Source organism: Amycolatopsis sp. NPDC088138, from assembly GCF_044741685.1.
Classification (GTDB): Bacteria; Actinomycetota; Actinomycetes; order Mycobacteriales; family Pseudonocardiaceae; genus Amycolatopsis.
Genome location: NZ_JBIUTB010000012.1, coordinates 12,809 through 29,133 on the forward strand (window position 1 = coordinate 12,809; position 16,325 = coordinate 29,133).

14 protein-coding genes and 2 pseudogenes are annotated in these 16,325 nt (G+C 70.6%); 9 read left to right on the plus strand and 7 right to left on the minus strand.

Annotated elements, in window-relative coordinates; all coding sequences use genetic code 11:
* Positions 1 to 35: 35 nt before the first annotated feature.
* The 5 genes and pseudogenes from ACIOD2_RS48550 to ACIOD2_RS48570 all read right to left on the minus strand — a co-directional run bounded on the left by ACIOD2_RS48550 (position 36) and on the right by ACIOD2_RS48570 (position 5,585).
* The gene (locus ACIOD2_RS48550) at positions 36 to 1,745 is read right to left on the minus strand and encodes a glycosyl hydrolase family 18 protein (RefSeq protein WP_400552806.1); all 1,710 of its coding nucleotides are present in this window, start codon (positions 1,743 to 1,745) and stop codon (positions 36 to 38) included.
* A gap of 206 nt (positions 1,746 to 1,951) precedes the next feature.
* Positions 1,952 to 3,223, minus strand: a complete 1,272-nt coding sequence (locus tag ACIOD2_RS48555) for an alginate lyase family protein (protein WP_400552808.1) — start codon at positions 3,221 to 3,223, stop codon at positions 1,952 to 1,954.
* A gap of 98 nt (positions 3,224 to 3,321) precedes the next feature.
* Positions 3,322 to 3,798: pseudogene (locus tag ACIOD2_RS48560) on the minus strand (aspartate/glutamate racemase family protein); the annotation flags it as partial.
* 138 nt (positions 3,799 to 3,936) lie between these two features.
* Positions 3,937 to 4,167: pseudogene (locus ACIOD2_RS48565) on the minus strand (aspartate/glutamate racemase family protein); the annotation flags it as partial.
* Positions 4,164 to 5,585, minus strand: a complete 1,422-nt coding sequence (locus ACIOD2_RS48570; RefSeq protein WP_400552810.1) for an NCS1 family nucleobase:cation symporter-1 — start codon at positions 5,583 to 5,585, stop codon at positions 4,164 to 4,166. The gene ACIOD2_RS48570 and the pseudogene ACIOD2_RS48565, both read right to left, overlap by 4 nt.
* A 128-nt stretch (positions 5,586 to 5,713) precedes the next feature.
* Between ACIOD2_RS48570 and ACIOD2_RS48575 the strand changes: the two genes are divergently transcribed.
* Positions 5,714 to 6,424, plus strand: coding sequence for a GntR family transcriptional regulator (locus tag ACIOD2_RS48575; protein ID WP_400552812.1), 711 nt, complete (start codon positions 5,714 to 5,716; stop codon positions 6,422 to 6,424).
* On the opposite strand, the gene ACIOD2_RS48580 is transcribed toward ACIOD2_RS48575, so the two are convergent.
* Positions 6,394 to 7,008 (minus strand): DJ-1/PfpI family protein, encoded by a 615-nt coding sequence (locus tag ACIOD2_RS48580; protein WP_400552814.1) that lies wholly within the window; start codon positions 7,006 to 7,008, stop codon positions 6,394 to 6,396. The genes ACIOD2_RS48575 and ACIOD2_RS48580 overlap by 31 nt on opposite strands.
* Positions 7,009 to 7,071: 63 nt before the next feature.
* On the opposite strand from ACIOD2_RS48580, the gene ACIOD2_RS48585 reads away from it, so the two are divergent.
* The 4 genes from ACIOD2_RS48585 to ACIOD2_RS48600 all read left to right on the plus strand — a co-directional run bounded on the left by ACIOD2_RS48585 (position 7,072) and on the right by ACIOD2_RS48600 (position 12,184).
* Entirely contained in the window at positions 7,072 to 8,403 is a 1,332-nt protein-coding gene (locus ACIOD2_RS48585) for a PLP-dependent aminotransferase family protein (RefSeq protein ID WP_400552815.1), read from the plus strand.
* Between the two features lie 214 nt (positions 8,404 to 8,617).
* Positions 8,618 to 9,778: an acyltransferase gene (locus ACIOD2_RS48590; protein WP_400552817.1), complete on the plus strand. Its 1,161-nt coding sequence runs from the start codon at positions 8,618 to 8,620 to the stop codon at positions 9,776 to 9,778.
* A 79-nt stretch (positions 9,779 to 9,857) separates the two neighbouring features.
* Entirely contained in the window at positions 9,858 to 11,558 is a 1,701-nt protein-coding gene (locus tag ACIOD2_RS48595) for a CTP synthase (RefSeq protein WP_400552819.1), read from the plus strand.
* Positions 11,555 to 12,184 carry an NUDIX domain-containing protein gene (locus ACIOD2_RS48600; protein WP_400552820.1) on the plus strand — a complete coding sequence of 210 codons (630 nt, stop codon included), beginning with the start codon at positions 11,555 to 11,557 and terminating at the stop codon, positions 12,182 to 12,184. Before ACIOD2_RS48595 ends, ACIOD2_RS48600 begins: the two co-directional genes overlap by 4 nt.
* Positions 12,185 to 12,263: 79 nt before the next feature.
* Here ACIOD2_RS48600 and ACIOD2_RS48605 read toward each other — a convergent pair whose 3' ends face one another.
* Complete coding sequence (locus ACIOD2_RS48605) at positions 12,264 to 12,794, minus strand: DUF1707 domain-containing protein (protein WP_400552822.1); 531 nt, start codon at positions 12,792 to 12,794, stop codon at positions 12,264 to 12,266.
* A 109-nt stretch (positions 12,795 to 12,903) separates the two neighbouring features.
* On the opposite strand from ACIOD2_RS48605, the gene xerD reads away from it, so the two are divergent.
* The 4 genes from xerD to ACIOD2_RS48625 all read left to right on the plus strand — a co-directional run bounded on the left by xerD (position 12,904) and on the right by ACIOD2_RS48625 (position 16,296).
* The gene (gene xerD / locus ACIOD2_RS48610; RefSeq protein ID WP_400553062.1) at positions 12,904 to 13,806 is read left to right on the plus strand and encodes a site-specific tyrosine recombinase XerD; all 903 of its coding nucleotides are present in this window, start codon (positions 12,904 to 12,906) and stop codon (positions 13,804 to 13,806) included.
* A gap of 146 nt (positions 13,807 to 13,952) precedes the next feature.
* Positions 13,953 to 14,924: a ParA family protein gene (locus ACIOD2_RS48615; RefSeq protein ID WP_400552824.1), complete on the plus strand. Its 972-nt coding sequence runs from the start codon at positions 13,953 to 13,955 to the stop codon at positions 14,922 to 14,924.
* Positions 14,921 to 15,337, plus strand: coding sequence for a cobyrinic acid a,c-diamide synthase (locus ACIOD2_RS48620; RefSeq protein ID WP_400552826.1), 417 nt, complete (start codon positions 14,921 to 14,923; stop codon positions 15,335 to 15,337). Before ACIOD2_RS48615 ends, ACIOD2_RS48620 begins: the two co-directional genes overlap by 4 nt.
* Positions 15,337 to 16,296: a segregation and condensation protein A gene (locus ACIOD2_RS48625; protein ID WP_400552827.1), complete on the plus strand. Its 960-nt coding sequence runs from the start codon at positions 15,337 to 15,339 to the stop codon at positions 16,294 to 16,296. The genes ACIOD2_RS48620 and ACIOD2_RS48625 overlap by 1 nt, the downstream gene beginning before the upstream one ends.
* Positions 16,297 to 16,325 lie beyond the last annotated feature (29 nt).

Sequence of the window (16,325 nt, forward strand, 5' to 3'; positions counted from 1 at the left end):
AGAGTCCCTCAAGGTGGCCTTCACGGATTTTGGCCTCAGCTAGCGAGCCAGAGGGCCGGGACGTTCGGCGGTTCCCAGCCCACCAGCGAGGTGTGGGCCTGGCGGCACGTGTACGTGACGCCGTTGTAGGTCACCTTCGCGCCCGCGGCGTACGCCGTGTTCGGCGCCCACGCGGGGACCGACGGCGGCGTGGTGGGCGTGGTCGTCGGCGGGGTCGTGGGGGTGGTCGGCGTGGTGGGGGTCGTCGGGGTGGTGGGCGTGGTCGGAGTGGTCGGGGTCGTGGTGGGCGGCGGTGTCGAGCAGTTCGGCGTCGAGGCGGCCAGGCCGTTCACGACGGCGTGGAACAGCGTCGAGCCCGGGTCTAGGTCGTAGAGCGAGAACATCATCGCGCCGCCGAGGCCGGTGCAGTGGATGTAGTCGGTGCGGGCCTTGATGGACTGCGCGGACGAGCCGCCGTAGAAGTTCGTGCCGTCGTAGAACCAGGCCGACTGCGTGACCGGGTCCCAGAACGTGTCGGACGGGTTGTCGACGATACCGGTGAGTTCCTTGTACATCGCCACACCCGGCACGTTGCCGCTCAGCGTGTGTCCCGCCGACGGCCCCGAAGCCGACTGGTACAGGCCGTGGTTCGACCCGGCGGGGACACCGGTCCAGCCGCGGTAGTAGAACGGGATGCCCAGCGTCAGCTTGCCCGCGGGGAACCCGCCCGCGATGCCGTACGCGCTGTTGCCGTGCAGGTAGTCCTTGACGACCGAGTCGATCGTGTACTTCTCGGTGCCCGGCGGGATCGTGCCCGACGGGTCGTTCGGCGCGGAGTACAGCGGGTCCTGGAAGTTCGTCGGCCCGGTCGCGTCCCACGCGCCGTGCATGTCGTAGGTCATCGCGTTGCCGAAGTCCAGGTACTGGCCGATCTTGTCGGTCTGGATCTTCGCGATCTTGTCCTGCCCGCCCGGCAGCGCGGCCGAGAGCGCGTAGTGCTTGCCGCCCAAGGCGTCCAGCTCGGTGCGGAACTCCGCCATCAGCGCGGTGTAGTTCGCGGTGTCGGCGGCGCCGTAGTGGTTGCCGACGTGCCCGGTCGGGGAACCCGGGTACTCCCAGTCGATGTCTATGCCGTCGAAGATGCCCGCCGCGGTGCCCGGGCCGCCGTACCCGCCGGCGGCCGGGATGTTGCCCTTGATGAACATGTCCAGGCACGAGCTGACGAACTTCTTGCGCGACGCGTCGGTCGCGGCGGCGTCGGAGAAGTACTTCGAGTACGTCCAGCCGCCGATCGACAGCAGCACCTTGAGGTTCGGGTGCCGCGCCTTGAGCTCCTGCAGCTGGTGGAAGTTGCCGGCGACCGGCTGGTTCCAGACGTCGGCGGTGCCGTCGACGCTGATGTCGGAGCCGAAGGACTTCTGGTAGTCGGCGAACTGGTCGCCGCCGCCGTCACCGGCGTTCGGGTCGGTCTCGCCGCCCGGGTCGGGCGTGGTCGCCTTCGTCGCTTCGAAGCAGGTGTGGTTCGTCGGATCGATGTTCTCGAAGTCGTAGAGCAGGTAGTCGAGGTTGTTGGCGATGGAGTCGACGTTCTTCAGGTAGTACGCGTTCTGGTAGATGCTCCACTGGTCGAAGTAGGCGATCCGGACCCCGCCGGACGTCGCGGCGGACGCGGGTGGCGCGGCCGGGCCGGCGACCGTCAGCGCGCCCACGACCACGGCGGCCGCGGCGGCGGCGAACATCGCCAATCTTCGGGAAACCCTCTGCATGCTGTCTCCTCGCGCAGGCGGACGGCCCCCTCCCGGGCCGCGACGGCGCGAGAGGGGGCGGTACGCGATGGTTCTTCACGAACAGGTGCCGGCCCGTTCATGAATGTGCGCGTGCGCACACCGAGTGTCAATACTTTGGACTAGACCAATCTCGGAGTGTGTGCGCTATGGGGTGCGGTGTCCGGATTTCCCAGCGTTAGTAGGGGTTACTTGAGCGGCGGGTCGAGCGGGAAGCACGACACGCGCACCGGCCACGTGTCACCGCCGGCGGGCAGCGGCATCTTCTTGAGCGCCGCGGCCGCGTCCTGGTCGTGCGCCTCCTCGGCCGCGGCGTGGAAGATGTCCGCCGCGATCGACTGGTCGAACACGCCGATCTGCTGGTGCGGCCAGCCCGCCGCGCCCTGCAGCGCACCGGGGATCAGCTGGTCGACGACCTTGCGCAGGGTCGCCCCGTTCGGCGCGGTGTACTTCCAGACGTCGACGCCGAGGTTCTTGCCCAGCTCCGCCATCCGGCCCCACGCGGTGAGGTTGAAGTTGACGTAGTGCCACGACATCGTCCGCGACAGTTCGAGCGGCTGGCTGCCGTCGGCGGCGAACTGCACCGGGAACCGGTTCTTCTCCGCGTCCAGCACGATCTTCTTCGCCGTGTCCCGCTTGCCGAGGTAGGCGGCGATCGTCGCGTTCTGCATGTCGAGGAACGTGCCGTGGTTGTTCGTGGCGGCCAGTTCCAGCTTCGCCTGCGGGCTGGTCTGCATCCAGTTCAGGTACTGCGACAGCCACGCCTTGATGCCCGTGCGGTCCTTGCTCGTCCAGCCCGGTGCACCGGTGTCGAGCAGCGCGAAGACGTCGAGGACCTGGCTGAACGACTGCGTCGAGTCGATGATGCCGGTGCCGCTGATCGTGTTCTTGCACGGGATGATCTGCGAGTACGTCATGTTCGGGTTCATCCGGGTGGCCGGGTCGAGGAACCACGTCCGGATGTCCAGTGCCGCGCGCTTCGCGTACTTCGTGTCGCCGGTGTAGTACCAGGCGAGCGAGAGGTAGTACATCGCGTCCCACGCCACCATCCGGTAGGTGTGGTCGGTGATCGCGTCGGCCTCCGGGTTGCGCTGGCCGTCCTTGTTGACGTACGGGCAGCCCTGCGGGTTCTCCGGGGTCTTTTCACTCGCCCACCAGTAGGGCGCCTGGCTCATGTAGTCGTGCTTGTCGCCGCTGGGCGGCGCGGTCGGCTTGTCCATGACCGACCACGGCCCGGCGCTCAGCGCGGTGTTCGCCTTGTCCAGCACCACCTTCAGCGCGTCACGCTGCGCGCGGGTCGCGTGGCCGTGCTTGAGCGCCGACTGGATGTCCGCGAGCTTCTTGCCGTCGGTGACGACGGTGCGCGGCGCCTGCCCGGCCGTCGCCGTCCCGCTGACCGGGACCATGGCCAGGCACGCGGCCAGCACCGCCGCCCCGAGAACGTGTAACTGCCTTCGCACCTTCGACCGCCCTTTCGGGGACGCCAGGATCCCCACTCGTCACCGGGCGGCGGTACGGCAGTGGCGTCGGCGATTCTGGCTCTCCGGTGCGGCGGCTGTCAAACGGGCCAGGTGCGTTTCTTGGCCAGCGGCTTGGCGTACGAACCGGCCCGGCTGGTCTTCAGGCCCAGCCCGACGAGCGACTCGGCGAGCCGGACGGCGGCGGCGACACCGTCGATCACCGGGATGTCGAGCATCGTCGCGATCCGGCGGTCCAGCCCGGTCATCCCGGCGCAGCCGAGCACCAGGACCTCCGCGCCGGCGTCACGGGCGCGCCGGCCGGCGGTCAGCAGCGCCGACTCCGTCCGGCGTTCGTCGGTCAGCTCCAGCACGCCGAGGCCGGCACCCGTGACCGTCACGCAGTTCTGGGCGACCCCCGCGGAGTGCAGGCTGTCCTCGATCAGCCCGCACGTGCGGTCCAATGTGGTCACGACGCCGTAGCGGCGGCCCAGCAGGCAGGCCAGGTGCGCGGCGGCCTCGGTGATGTCGACGACCGGGACGTCCAGGAGTTCGCGGGCCCCCTCGCGGCCGTGGGGGGGGGCCCCCCCCCCCCCCCCCCCCCCCCCCCCCGGGGGGGGGCCCCCCCCCCGGCGGCGCGCGGGGGGGGGGGCGGGGGGGTGGTGGCGCCCCCCGGCCCCCCCCCCCCCCCCCCCCCCGCCGCCGCCCCCGCCCCCCCCCCCCCCCCCCCCCACGACCGCGTCGAACGGTTCTTCCAGGCCCCGCAACAGATCGAGGACGGCGGCGGCCGAGAGGAAGCTGTCCAGCCAGCCCTCGGCCGACTCCGGGCCCCACTTCGGGGTCCTGGCCAGGATTTCGGTGCCGGGGCTCGCCGCGGCGCGGGCACCGGCACCGATCTCCTTCGTCATCGCTTCGGTGGTGTTGCAGTTGGTGACGACGATCCTCATCGCTGGTTCCGCGAGACCACGAAGTACAGCGCCGCGGACGACGCCGTGCCGATGAACCACGAGTACGGCGCGGCCGGGGCGAAGAACGGCACCAGCGCGATCACCGCGGCCAGCGCGGCGGTCGGGAAGAACGTCACCAGCGCGCGCGGGTTCACCCGCGGGTGGATCCCGCCGTCGACGAACAGCTGCGCGACGTCGACCTTGCCGCGCCGGATCAGGTAGTAGTCGACGATCATGATCCCGAACAGCGGCCCGAGGAACGCGCCGAGCCCGCCGAGGAAGTAGTTGACCACCGTGGGCGAGGAGTACAGCTTCCACGGCAGCACGCACAGCGCGGCGACCGCGCTGATCATCCCGCCGATGGTGAACGTGATCCGCTTCGGCCAGATGTTGGCCAGGTCGTAGGCGGGGGAGACGAAGTTCGCGACGATGTTGACGCCCATCGTGGCGATCGCGAAGGTCAGCGCGCCGACGACGAGCACCGGCGTGTTGTGCACTTTGGACAGCAGCTCGGCCGGGTCGGTGATGGCCTCGCCGAACACCTGCATGCTGCCCGCGGTGACGACGACCGACAGCAGCGCGAACGCCGTCGAGTTGATCGGCAGGCCCCAGAAGTTGCCGCGCCGCACGGTCTTCTGGTCCGGTGCGTTGCGGGAGAAGTCGCAGAAGTTGAGCATCAGCGTGCCGTAGGTGGCCAGGATCAGCCCGGCGGCGCCGAACCACTGCCGGATCTGCTCACCCGTGGACAGCTGTTTCGGGCTGCTGGTGAACGAGATGTTCCAGTGGGCGGCGGCGAGGATCCACACCGCGAGCGCGATCATCACGACCCAGATCGCCGGGCCGCACCAGTCCTGGAACTTGCGGATCGACTCCATGCCGCGGGTCAGGATCAGCGCCTGGGCCGCCCACAGGGCGATGAAACAGATCCAGCCGAGTGCGTGCAGGCCGAGGAAACCGTGTTCGGTCAACGGTTTCAGGCCCGGGTCGATGGCGAGCACGAGCAGCGTGATGGCCACGCTCGCGAGGTAGGTCTGGATGCCGTACCAGAAGATCGCGATGACCGCGCGGATCAGCGCGGGAAGGTTGGCGCCGAAGGTGCCGAAGCTCAGCCGCGCGACGACCGGGAACGGCACGCCGGTGCGCTGCCCGATCCGGCCCATCAGGTTCATGCCGACGTAGATGATGACGAAGCCGAACAGCAGGGCGGTGAACACCTGCCAGGCCGAGAGGCCGAGCACGAACAGCCCGGCCGCGAAGGTGTAGTTGCCCAGGTTGTGCACGTCGGACATCCACAGCGCGAAGATGTCGTAGACCTTCCACCGGCGGTCCTGCACGGGGGCGAGGTCTTCGTTCCAGAGCCGGGGATCCGGCGGGGCTGGTGTCTCTTGTCCGGTTTCGGTGAGCGGGGCGGCCGTCATACGAGCCTCCGGTCGACGTGCGGGGACGGAGATTTGGGATACCAAAATTTGGTATCCCAAATATCACCCCGACGTCCGCGTCCGTCAACCCTCCGGCGGATAAACTCGCGTTACGTCCGGTTACGGGCGTGTTGAACGAGAGGGGACCCGTGACGTCGGCGAGCGAGCGGCAGCCCCTCGCGGCCACCCGCCAGCGGGTGCGCGACGAGCTGCGCGAACGGATCCTGACCGGCCGCCTCCGCCCGGGCGACCGGCTGGTCGAGCGCGAGCTGGCCGAGGACCTCGGGGTGTCCAGGGTGCCGGTGCGTGAGGCCATCCGCAGCTTGGAGGCCGAAGGGTTCCTCGTCGAGCAGTCGGCCCGCCGGATCGTCGTCCGGCAGCTCGCGCGGGTCGACGTCGAGGAGCTGTTCGACGTCCGCGAGGCCCTGGAGGGGCTCGCCGCGGGGCGGGCCGCCGAGCGAGCGGGGGCGCCGGAGCTGAAGCGGCTCGAGCGGACGCTCGCCGACGCCGCCCGCGCGACGGCCCGGGGCGACGCGGCCAAGATCACCGTGCTCAACTCGCGCTTCCACGACGAGATCGTGGCCCTCGCGGGCAACACGCTGCTCACCACGATGCTGCAGCCCCTGCAGGGCAGGCTCCGCTGGCTGACCAGCCAGAACGAGCACTTCACCGAGCTGCTCGACGAGCACCGCCGGCTCTACGACGCGATCGCGTCGGGGGACGCCGAGCGCGCGCACGCCGAAGCCGTCGAGCACGTGCGGGTCAACCGCGAGGTGACCTTGAAGTCCCTCTTCGGTGACGAGCGGGATCAGGAAGCGGCGACGGCCGGTTCGAGGTAGGGCGTGACGTTGCGCAGGGCACGCGCGACGTAGTCGTCCTTCTCCCCGACCGGCGCGACGTAGTGCATGGCGTGCTCGGCGGCCTCGACGCCCTGGAGCCGCGCGATGACCCAGGTGGCGAGGTAGGTCGAGGCCAGGCAGCCGCCGGCGGTGGCGAGGTCACCGCGGGCGAAGAACGGCTGGTTCAGCACCTCGACCCCGGCGGCGAGCACCCACGGCTTGGTCGTCAGGTCGGTGCACGCGGGCACGCCGTCCAGCAGCCCGAGCTTCGCCAGCACGAGCGTGCCCGAGCACTGCGCGGCCAGCAGCTGCCGGGCGGGATCGAGGCCGCGCAGCGTGGCCATGACGGCCGGGTCCTCGACGACCTCGCGGGTCTTCGAGCCACTGCCGACGATGACGGCGTCGGCCGTGCAGGCCTCTTCCAAGCCGATCGTGGCGTCGATCGTGACGCCGTTCATCGACGTCACCCGCGGTGCCGGGCTCGCGATCGACACCCGCCAGCCGGGCACCCGGTTGAGGACGCCCAGCGCGATGAGCGAGTCGAGTTCGTTGTAGCCGTCGAAGGTGAGGATCGCGATGTTCATGACCTGCACGCTAAGGCGGCCGATCCAGGACAGTCCACAAATTGTCCTGCCTACAATCGCGGCGTGCGGGTGCCGAAGTACAAGGTGATCGTGGACGCGTTCGCGGCGAAGATCCGTGGCGGGCAGTGGCCGGTCGGCACGCGGCTGCCCACCCACCGGCGGCTCGCGGCCGACGAGGGCATCGCCGTCGTGACCGCGTCGCGGGTCTACGCCGAACTCGAAGCGATGGGTCTGGTCAGCTGCGAGCAGGGGCGGGGCACGTTCGTCCGCGATCTGGCTGCCGCCGACGACGTCGATGAGCGGGCGGTCGCGGCCGACGCGGTCGACCTCAGCTTCAACTCACCCTCGGTCCCAGGTCAGGCCGACCTGCTCCGCGAGGCGCTGCGGGACCTGGCCACCTCCGGGGACCTCGACGCGCTGCTGCGCTACCAGCCGCACCGCGGGCGCGCCGACGACCGGGAGGCCGTCGCCCGGTACCTGCGCCGTCGCGGGCTCGACACCGGCCGGGAACGGGTGCTGATCGTCAACGGTGCGCAGCACGGCCTCGCCGTGACGGCCATGGCGCTGTTCCGCGCCGGCGATGTCGTCGCCGTCGACGCCCTCACCTACCCCGGGTTCCGGGTGCTCGCCCGCACCCTCGGGCTGGAGCTCGCCCCGCTGCCGGTGACCGGGGAGGGGCCGGACCTCGACGCGCTCGACCGGCTGTGCCGCGGGCGCCGGGTCCGCGCGGTCTACACGATGCCGACCCTGCACAACCCGCTCGGCTGGGTGCTCGGTGGCGACCAGCGGGCGCGGCTCGTCTCGCTCGCCCGCCGCCACGGCCTGACGATCGTCGAGGACGCCTCGTACGCCTACCTCGCCGAGGACGCGCCGCCGCCGCTGGCGATGCTCGCGCCGGAGGTGACCGTGCACGTGTCGGGCCTGTCGAAGAGCGTCGCGACCGGCCTGCGGATCGGGTTCGTGACCGCACCCGTGCCGCTCGTCCCGGCGATCGAGCGCGCCATCCGGGCCACGACGTGGAACACCCCGGCCCTGACCGCGGCGATCGCCCGCCGGTGGCTCGACGACGGCACCGTCGACCGGCTCGAGGCGCGCAAGCGCGAAGACGCCCGCGCGCGCCAAGCCGTCGCGTCGGAGGTGCTGGCCGGCCTGCCTGGCGCCGGGCACCCGGTGTCGTACTTCCGGTGGCTGCCGCTGGGACCGGACACGCGCCCGGACCGGATCGCCGCGGCGCTGGCCCGGCGGCGGGTCGCGGTGTCCACCGCCGAGCCGTTCGCGACGACGCCGGCGGTGCCGCGCGCGCTGCGGCTGGCCCTGGGCTCGGTCGGGCCCGGCGAGTTACGCACCGCGTTGGAAGCCGTCCGCGAGGAGGTCGAGGCGGACGCGCGTCGCTGAACCGGCCTAGCGTGAGCGTCACATTGAGTACCCGGAAGCTCACGCGATAACATGATCACCGGCTCCCCGCTCCCTGAACGGACGTGGCATATCCGACACCGCGGGGGAGCTGGTCCAACAGGCGGTTCCCAGTGGCTTCATGGGAAATTCACAGAATGGGCGGCAAACCTGAAACCGTGATCAACGCCGAAACCGGTGCCGTGAAGGTGGCACGATGACGACCGCCCAGGCCACGCTCGAGGCCCCCGCCCGCGTCGCGAGACCGGGCGGCAAAGCGCCCTACCTCCACCAGATCGACCTGTTCCGGTTGATCACGTTCGCCTGCGTGATCCTCATCCACGTGGTCGGCGCGACGAACTTCGCGCAGGACGTCGGCGCGAACGCCGTCGAGACCCCGCTGCACTTCACGCGTGAGGCGTTCTTCGCGCTGACCGGGTTCGTGCTGGTGTTCCAGAACCGCGGCCGCGAGCTCACCGCGGGTACGTTCTGGCGCCGCCGGCTGCCGCTGGTCGCGACGCCCTACCTCGCGTGGACGATGTTCTTCTGGGCGTATTCGCTGGTCACCGGCGGGCAGCAGCCCGGCTCGCTCGAGGCGTCGATGCGCCTGCTCCTGACCGACCTGCTCACCGGCGGCGCCTGGTACCACCTGTACTTCCTGCTCGTGACGATGCAGGTCTACCTGCTCTTCCCGGTGCTGATGAAGCTCCTGCGGGCCACCGCGGGCAAGCACAAGTGGCTGCTGCTGGGCAGCGGGCTGCTGCAGGTCGGCGTGGTCGCGTTCATGACCTACCAGCCGCTGGGCGTCAGCTACGAGACGATCACGCACCTCTACGCCACGATCCTGCCGTACCAGTTCTACACACTGTTCGGCGCGCTGGTGGCCATGCACTTCGAGACCGTGCACGCCTGGGTGGGCCGGCACCGGCTGCTGCTCGGCGGCGCCCTGGTGGCGGTGCTGGCCGGCACCGAGTGGTACTACCTCCGCACCGTCCACAGTGGAACGTTCCCGCAGGTGGCCAGCGACCCGTTCCAGCCGTACCTGATCCCGTGGTTCCTCACGGTCATCGCGGCGATCTACGCGTTCACCACGTGGTGGGCCGCGCGCCGCACCGAGGGCGGCCGCGGCGCGCGCCTGGTCTCGTGGGCGGCGAACCGGTCGTTCAGCATCTTCCTGGTCCACCCGCTCGCGCTCGCCCTGCTCGGCCCGGTGATCCCGCACGTGGCGGACCACTTCGGCGCGCCGTGGCTCAGTGTGATCATTTACTTCGCCACGATCGCGCTGACGATCGCCTTCGTCGAGGTGCTGCGGCGGCTGCCCGGCAGCCGCGCGCTCACCGGCCGTCCGCGGCTGAAGTTGGCGAAGGCCGCCGCCTGACGCGTGGTCAGGAGCACAAAACGCCGTTCGGGCATGTCACAGCGAGCGGATCCGCGAGCTTCGGATATGCTGGCGGCCCGTGGGACTTCAGTCGCGGGCTACCAAGTACGTATTTGTCACCGGAGGCGTCGCCTCCTCTCTGGGTAAGGGACTCACGGCCTCGAGCCTGGGACAACTCCTTACCGCGCGCGGGCTTCGCGTCACGATGCAGAAGCTCGATCCGTACCTCAACGTCGACCCCGGGACGATGAACCCGTTCCAGCACGGTGAGGTGTTCGTCACCGACGACGGCGCCGAGACCGACCTCGACATCGGGCACTACGAGCGCTTCCTCGACCGCGACCTCGACGGCAAGGCCAACGTCACGACCGGTCAGGTCTACTCCGAGGTGATCGCCAAGGAGCGCCGCGGCGAGTACCTCGGCGACACGGTGCAGGTCATCCCGCACATCACCGACGAGATCAAGTCCCGGATCACCGCCGCCGCCGAGCCCGACGAGGCCGGCCAGACGCCGGACGTCGTCATCACCGAGGTCGGCGGCACGGTCGGCGACATCGAGTCGCTGCCGTTCCTCGAGGCGTGCCGCCAGGTCCGCCACGACGTCGGCCGGGACCACTGCTTCTTCCTGCACGTCTCGCTGGTGCCGTACCTGGCGCCCTCGGGCGAGCTGAAGACGAAGCCGACCCAGCACTCGGTCGCCGCGCTGCGCAACATCGGCATCCAGCCCGACGCGCTGGTCTGCCGGGCCGACCGGGAGATCCCCGAGGACCTCAAGCGCAAGATCGGCCTGATGTGCGACGTCGACACCGAGGCCGTCATCGCCTGCCCGGACGCGCGATCGATCTACGACATCCCGAAGGTGCTGCACAGCGAGGCGCTCGACGCCTACGTGGTGCGCCGCCTCGGCCTGCCGTTCCGCGACGTCGACTGGACGGTGTGGGGCGACCTGCTCGACCGGGTGCACAACCCGAGCGAGACGGTGAAGGTCGCGGTCGTCGGCAAGTACATCGACCTGCCGGACGCCTACCTCTCGGTCACCGAGGCGCTGCGCGCGGGCGGGTTCGCCCACCGGGCCAAGGTCGAGATCGTCTGGGTCGCCTCCGACGACGCGCAGACCGCGTCCGGCGCGGCCTCCGTACTGTCCGATGTGGACGGTGTGCTGATCCCGGGCGGGTTCGGCATCCGCGGCATCGAGGGCAAGGTCGGCGCGATCGAGTACGCCCGCACCCGCGGCGTGCCGCTGCTCGGCCTGTGCCTCGGCCTGCAGTGCATGGTCATCGAGGCCGCGCGGAACCTGGCGGGCATCGAGGACGCCGGCTCGTCGGAGTTCGACGAGAACACCAAGCACCCGGTGATCTCGACGATGGCCGACCAGCGCGACGTCGTCGCGGGCGAGCGGGACATGGGCGGCACCATGCGACTCGGCGCGTACCCGGCGAAGCTCAAGGCGGGCTCGCAGGTCGCGAAGGCCTACGGCACCACCGAGGTGTCCGAGCGGCACCGGCACCGCTACGAGGTGAACAACGCCTACCGCAAGCAGCTGACCGACGCGGGCCTGGTGTTCTCCGGCACCTCGCCGGACGACCGCCTGGTCGAGTTCGTCGAGCTGCCCGCCGAAAAGCACCCGTTCTTCGTCGGCACGCAGGCGCACCCCGAGCTGAAGAGCCGCCCGACCCGGCCGCACCCGCTGTTCAGCGCGTTCGTCAAGGCCGTGGTGGACCGCAAGGTCGCCGAGCGGCTGCCGGTCGCGCTGCCCGAGGCCCCCGTGGCGGCCCGGTGACCGCGCCGGGCGAGCACGAGTTCACCGTCGCCTCCAGCCGCGACGTCCACATCGGACGGGTCGTCGGCCTGCGGATCGACGACGTCGTGATGCCGGGCGGGAACACCGCCGTCCGCGAGGTGATCGAGCACCTGGGCGCGGTCGCGATCGTCACCCTCGACGACGAGAAGCGGATCACGCTCATCCACCAGTACCGGCACCCGATGGGGCACCGGCTGTGGGAGCTGCCCGCCGGCCTGATCGACCACCTCGGCGAGGACCCGGTCGGCGCGGCTCGCCGGGAGCTCGTGGAGGAGGTCGGGCAGACCGCGGAGGACTGGGTGACCCTGGTCGACGTCGCGGCGTCACCCGGCTTCACCGACGAGGTGGTGCGGGTGTTCCTCGCCCGCGGACTGTCCGATGTGGAGCGTGACGTGCTCGGCGAGGAGGAGGCGGACCTGGTCGTCCGCAAGTTCCCGCTGGCCGAGGCGGTCCGGATGGCCCTGGCGGGCGAGCTGGTGAACGGCGCCGCGGTGTCGGGCGTGCTGGCCGCGCACGCGGTCGTCGGCGGCGTGGCCGAGCCCCGCCCGGCCGACGCCCCGTGGCCCGACCGCCCGACGGCGTTCGCCAAGCGCCGCGAAGGCTGAGCGCCCGGGTCCAGCGCAGGTCCGTGAATGGCCCATTGAGGGACTTCAAGTCCCTCAATGGGCCATTCACGGCTTCTGGTCAGGGGCGCAGCGGGCGGCCTTCGGCGTCGAGGCCGCCGTTGGCCAGCAGCATGATGCCGTCGATGATCGGCCAGAGCACGCCCACGCCGGTCATCAGCACGACGAGGAGCTGGAGCAGGCCCAGCCCGGTCTGGCCGGTGTAGAACCGGCCGACGCCGAACGGCAGCACGATCTGGAGCACTCCGGCCGTGGTCTTGGACCGGTAGGACACCGGCATCGGCATCGACGGCGCGTACGGCATCGGGAGTGGCATCGACGGCGGGGGCGGGCCGTACATCGGCAGCTGCATCGTCGGCTGCGCGTACGTCGGCAGCTGGGGCACCTGCGGCGGGGTCAGGAACCCCGGGTGCGGCTGCGGCAGGTCGCGGAACAACGGCCGCAGGTCGCCCAGCGTCGTCGCGCTGTAGGCGTCCGTCACCCGCGTCTCGTACTCGTCGGGGGTGATGCGGCCCATGCCGAAGTGGTCGGCGAGCAGCCGCGCCGCCTCTTCCCGCTCGGCCGTGCCGATGCGGAGCTCGTCCGTCTCCATGAAATCCAAGGTAACCGCGTCCGGCCGAGAACGGGGTTTCTCCCGGGTCACGGTGCCCGCACGGCCTAAGGTGACCGCCGTGGCCTCCAGCCCGCACAGCACGGCCGACGTGATCGCCGCCTACCTCGACCACCTGGTCGTCGAACGCGGGACCGCGCGCAACACGCTGGACAGCTACGCCCGCGACCTGCGCCGCTACGCCGCCCACCTCGACGGCGCCGGCATCGCGAAGATCGCCGACATCACGCCCGCGCACGTCACGTCGTTCGGTGCCGCGCTGCGCGAGGGCGACGGCGAGCACATGCCCCTCGCGGCGTCGTCGGCCGCCCGGGCGCTGGTCGCCGTGCGGGGCCTGCACAAGTTCGCGCACGCCGAGGGCGTCACCGAGCACAACCCGGCCCGCGAGGTCCGGCCGCCGACCCCGGCGAAACGGCTGCCCAAGGCCCTGCCCGTCGGCGACGTGCTGCGGCTGCTGGAGACGCCGGCGCCGGAGGGCGAACGCGCGCTGCGCGACCGGGCGCTGCTGGAGCTGCTCTACTCGACCGGCGCCCGGATCTCCGAAGCCGTCGGCCTCGACCTGGACGACGTCGACGACGACGAGCGCACCGTCCTGCTCGACGGCAAGGGCGGCAAGCAGCGGCTGGTGCCGATCGGGCGCCCGGCGATCGCCGCGCTGCACGCCTACACCGTCCGCGCGCGGCCCGTGCTCGCCGCGCACGGCCGCGGCACCGCGGCGATGTTCCTCAACGTCCGCGGCAGCAGGCTTTCGCGGCAGAGCGCGTGGCAGGTCCTCAAGGACACCGCCGAACGGGCCGGGATCGCCGCCGTCGTCTCGCCGCACACGCTCCGCCACTCCTTCGCCACGCATCTGCTCGAAGGCGGCGCGGACGTCCGGGTCGTGCAGGAACTGCTCGGCCACGCGTCGGTGACCACGACGCAGGTGTACACGCTGGTCACGGTCAACACCCTGCGCGAGGTGTACGCCACGGCGCACCCCCGGGCGCTGGGCTAGACGGCCCTATAAAGGGTCCAGGGCCTTCCTACGCTGGACCGACGGCCGACTGACATTGCCCCCTCGGGTCCGGCGCGTTGCTTTGCCGGGGCTCGGAGTCCGCGCATAGGCTGCCCCGGACGCCACGGACAAGGAGCCTTCTCGCCATGTCGACACCGAACCAGCCGGCCGTACCGGCCGCGTCCGCCGGGTCGGCCGCGGCGAACCTCCAGCACGTCACGATCGCCACCCCCGCGAACCACGACGGCGACGAACCGAGAGAGCGCAACGGCAAGAAGGTGAAGCTCGAGGGTATCGGGCCGACCGGCCGCCCGATCCGCGAGCACCCCGATCCGGCCCCGCTGGAGCGCCACGGCCCGGCCAAGATCATGGCGATGTGCAACCAGAAGGGCGGCGTCGGCAAGACGACGTCGACCATCAACCTGGGCGCCGCCCTCGCCGAGTACGGCCGCAAGGTGCTGCTCGTCGACTTCGACCCGCAGGGCGCGCTCGCCGTCGGTCTCGGCATCCAGCCGCACGAACTGGACCACACGGTCTACAACGCCATCATGGAGCGGGCCGTCAGCGCCACCGACGTGCTGCTGAAAACCCGCGTCGACGGCGTTGACCTGCTGCCGAGCAACATCGACCTGTCCGCGGCGGAGGTCCAGCTCGTCGCTGAGGTAGGGCGCGAACACACGTTGTTACGGGTCCTTCGTCCGGTCATGAACGACTACGACTATGTTCTTGTCGACTGCCAGCCCTCGCTCGGCCTTCTCACGGTGAACGCGCTGACCGCCGCGGACGGCGTGATCATCCCGTTGGAGTGCGAGTTCTTCAGTCTGCGAGGTGTAGCGCTCCTGATCGACACGATCGAGAAGGTGCAGGAACGCCTCAACCCCAAACTGGACATAGTCGGGATTCTCGCCACCATGTACGACCCGAGAACCCTGCACTCGAAGGAGGTCATGGCTCGCGTGGTGGAGGCATTCGGCGAGACCGTGTTCGACACGGTCATCAACCGCACGGTGCGGTTCCCCGAGACGACGGTCGCGGGTGAGCCGATCACGACCTGGGCCCCCAAGTCGGCCGGCGCGGCGGCGTACCGTCAGCTGGCTCGCGAGGTGATCGCTCGGTGAGCAGGCGCGCCTCCCTGCCCGGAGCGTCGGAACTCTTCCGCATCACCTCCAGCCCCGCTCTCGATCTCCCGCCCCAGACGTCGTCGGCGCCCGCCGAACCCGTCGAAAACGGCAACGGCAAGGGCCACGGTCGCACGGAGCAGCTCGCCCGCAGCGGCGACGCCCCGCACGGCTCCGGCCGGACCAAGCACGACGCGAAGATCACCGTCTACGTCTCCGGTGACGAGCTCGTGGCCATGGAGCAGGCCCGGCTGACGCTGCGGGCCAAGCACGAGCTGGTCGTCGACCGCGGCCGGCTGGTCCGCGAGGCCGTCGCGGTGCTGCTGGCCGACTTCGACGCGAACGGCGAAGACTCGGTGCTGGTGCAGAGGTTGCGGGTGGTCGGCTCAGACGGCGGCGAAACCGAGGGCTGATGGACACCCCGGCATCGGCCGAAGTGCCGCCGGAGCCGGTTGGAGAGGCCCCGGAAGAGCTGGCACCGGAAGCACAGGTACCGGACGAACCGCCGCACGAGCACGAGACGGTGCACGGCGGCATGGTTCCCGAAGGCCTGGCCAACGAGGAACTGAGCACGTCGAAGTTCAAGGTGCGGCTGGCCAACTTCGAAGGGCCGTTCGACCTGCTGCTGCAGCTGATCTCGCAGCACCAGCTCGACGTCACCGAGGTGGCGCTGCACCGCGTCACCGACGACTTCATCGCCTACACGCGGGCGCTGGGCACCGACTGGAACCTCGACGAGACGACCGAGTTCCTGGTCATCGCGGCGACCCTGCTCGACCTCAAGGCCGCGCGGCTGCTGCCGTCGGCCGAGGTGGAGAACGAGGACGACCTCGCTCTGCTCGAAGCCCGTGACCTGCTGTTCGCGCGGATCCTGCAGTACCGCGCGTACAAGCAGGTGGCGGCGCTGTTCGGCGAGCTGGAGCAGGGCGCGCTGCGGCGGTACCCGCGGTCGGTGGCGCTGGAGGACCGGTTCGTCGGGCTGCTGCCCGAAGTGATGCTGGGCGTGACGCCGGAGAAGTTCGCCGAGATCGCCGTGGCGGTGTTCAAGCCGAAGCCGCCGCCGACGGTGTCGATCGCCCACATCCACATGGGCCGCGTCTCGGTGCGCGAGCACGCGGCGCTGCTGCGGGTGATGCTGGCCGAGCGCGGCCAGGCGACGTTCGGCGAGCTGGTCGACGACTGCGAGCACACCGTCGAGATCGTGGCGCGGTTCCTGGCGCTGCTGGAGCTCTACCGCGAGGCGACGGTGCAGTTCGAGCAGTCCGAGGCGCTGGCCGAGCTGCACGTGCGCTGGACCGGCGGTTCGAAGGAAGAAGCCTCCGTGGCGGCCGAGCAGGACCTGACCGCCGGAGACGAAGAGGAGTACGGGTGACCCCCGAAGACACGACGCCGGACGAGGAG

Coding starts and splice junctions, on each gene's coding strand:
- ACIOD2_RS48550 (WP_400552806.1), bottom strand. CDS start 1,745: ATGCAGAGGGTTTCCCGAAGATTGGCGATGTTCGCCGCCGCCGCGGCC.
- ACIOD2_RS48570 (WP_400552810.1), bottom strand. CDS start 5,585: ATGACGGCCGCCCCGCTCACCGAAACCGGACAAGAGACACCAGCCCCG.
- ACIOD2_RS48580 (WP_400552814.1), bottom strand. CDS start 7,008: ATGAACATCGCGATCCTCACCTTCGACGGCTACAACGAACTCGACTCG.
- ACIOD2_RS48590 (WP_400552817.1), top strand. CDS start 8,618: ATGACGACCGCCCAGGCCACGCTCGAGGCCCCCGCCCGCGTCGCGAGA.
- ACIOD2_RS48605 (WP_400552822.1), bottom strand. CDS start 12,794: ATGGAGACGGACGAGCTCCGCATCGGCACGGCCGAGCGGGAAGAGGCG.
- ACIOD2_RS48615 (WP_400552824.1), top strand. CDS start 13,953: ATGTCGACACCGAACCAGCCGGCCGTACCGGCCGCGTCCGCCGGGTCG.
- ACIOD2_RS48625 (WP_400552827.1), top strand. CDS start 15,337: ATGGACACCCCGGCATCGGCCGAAGTGCCGCCGGAGCCGGTTGGAGAG.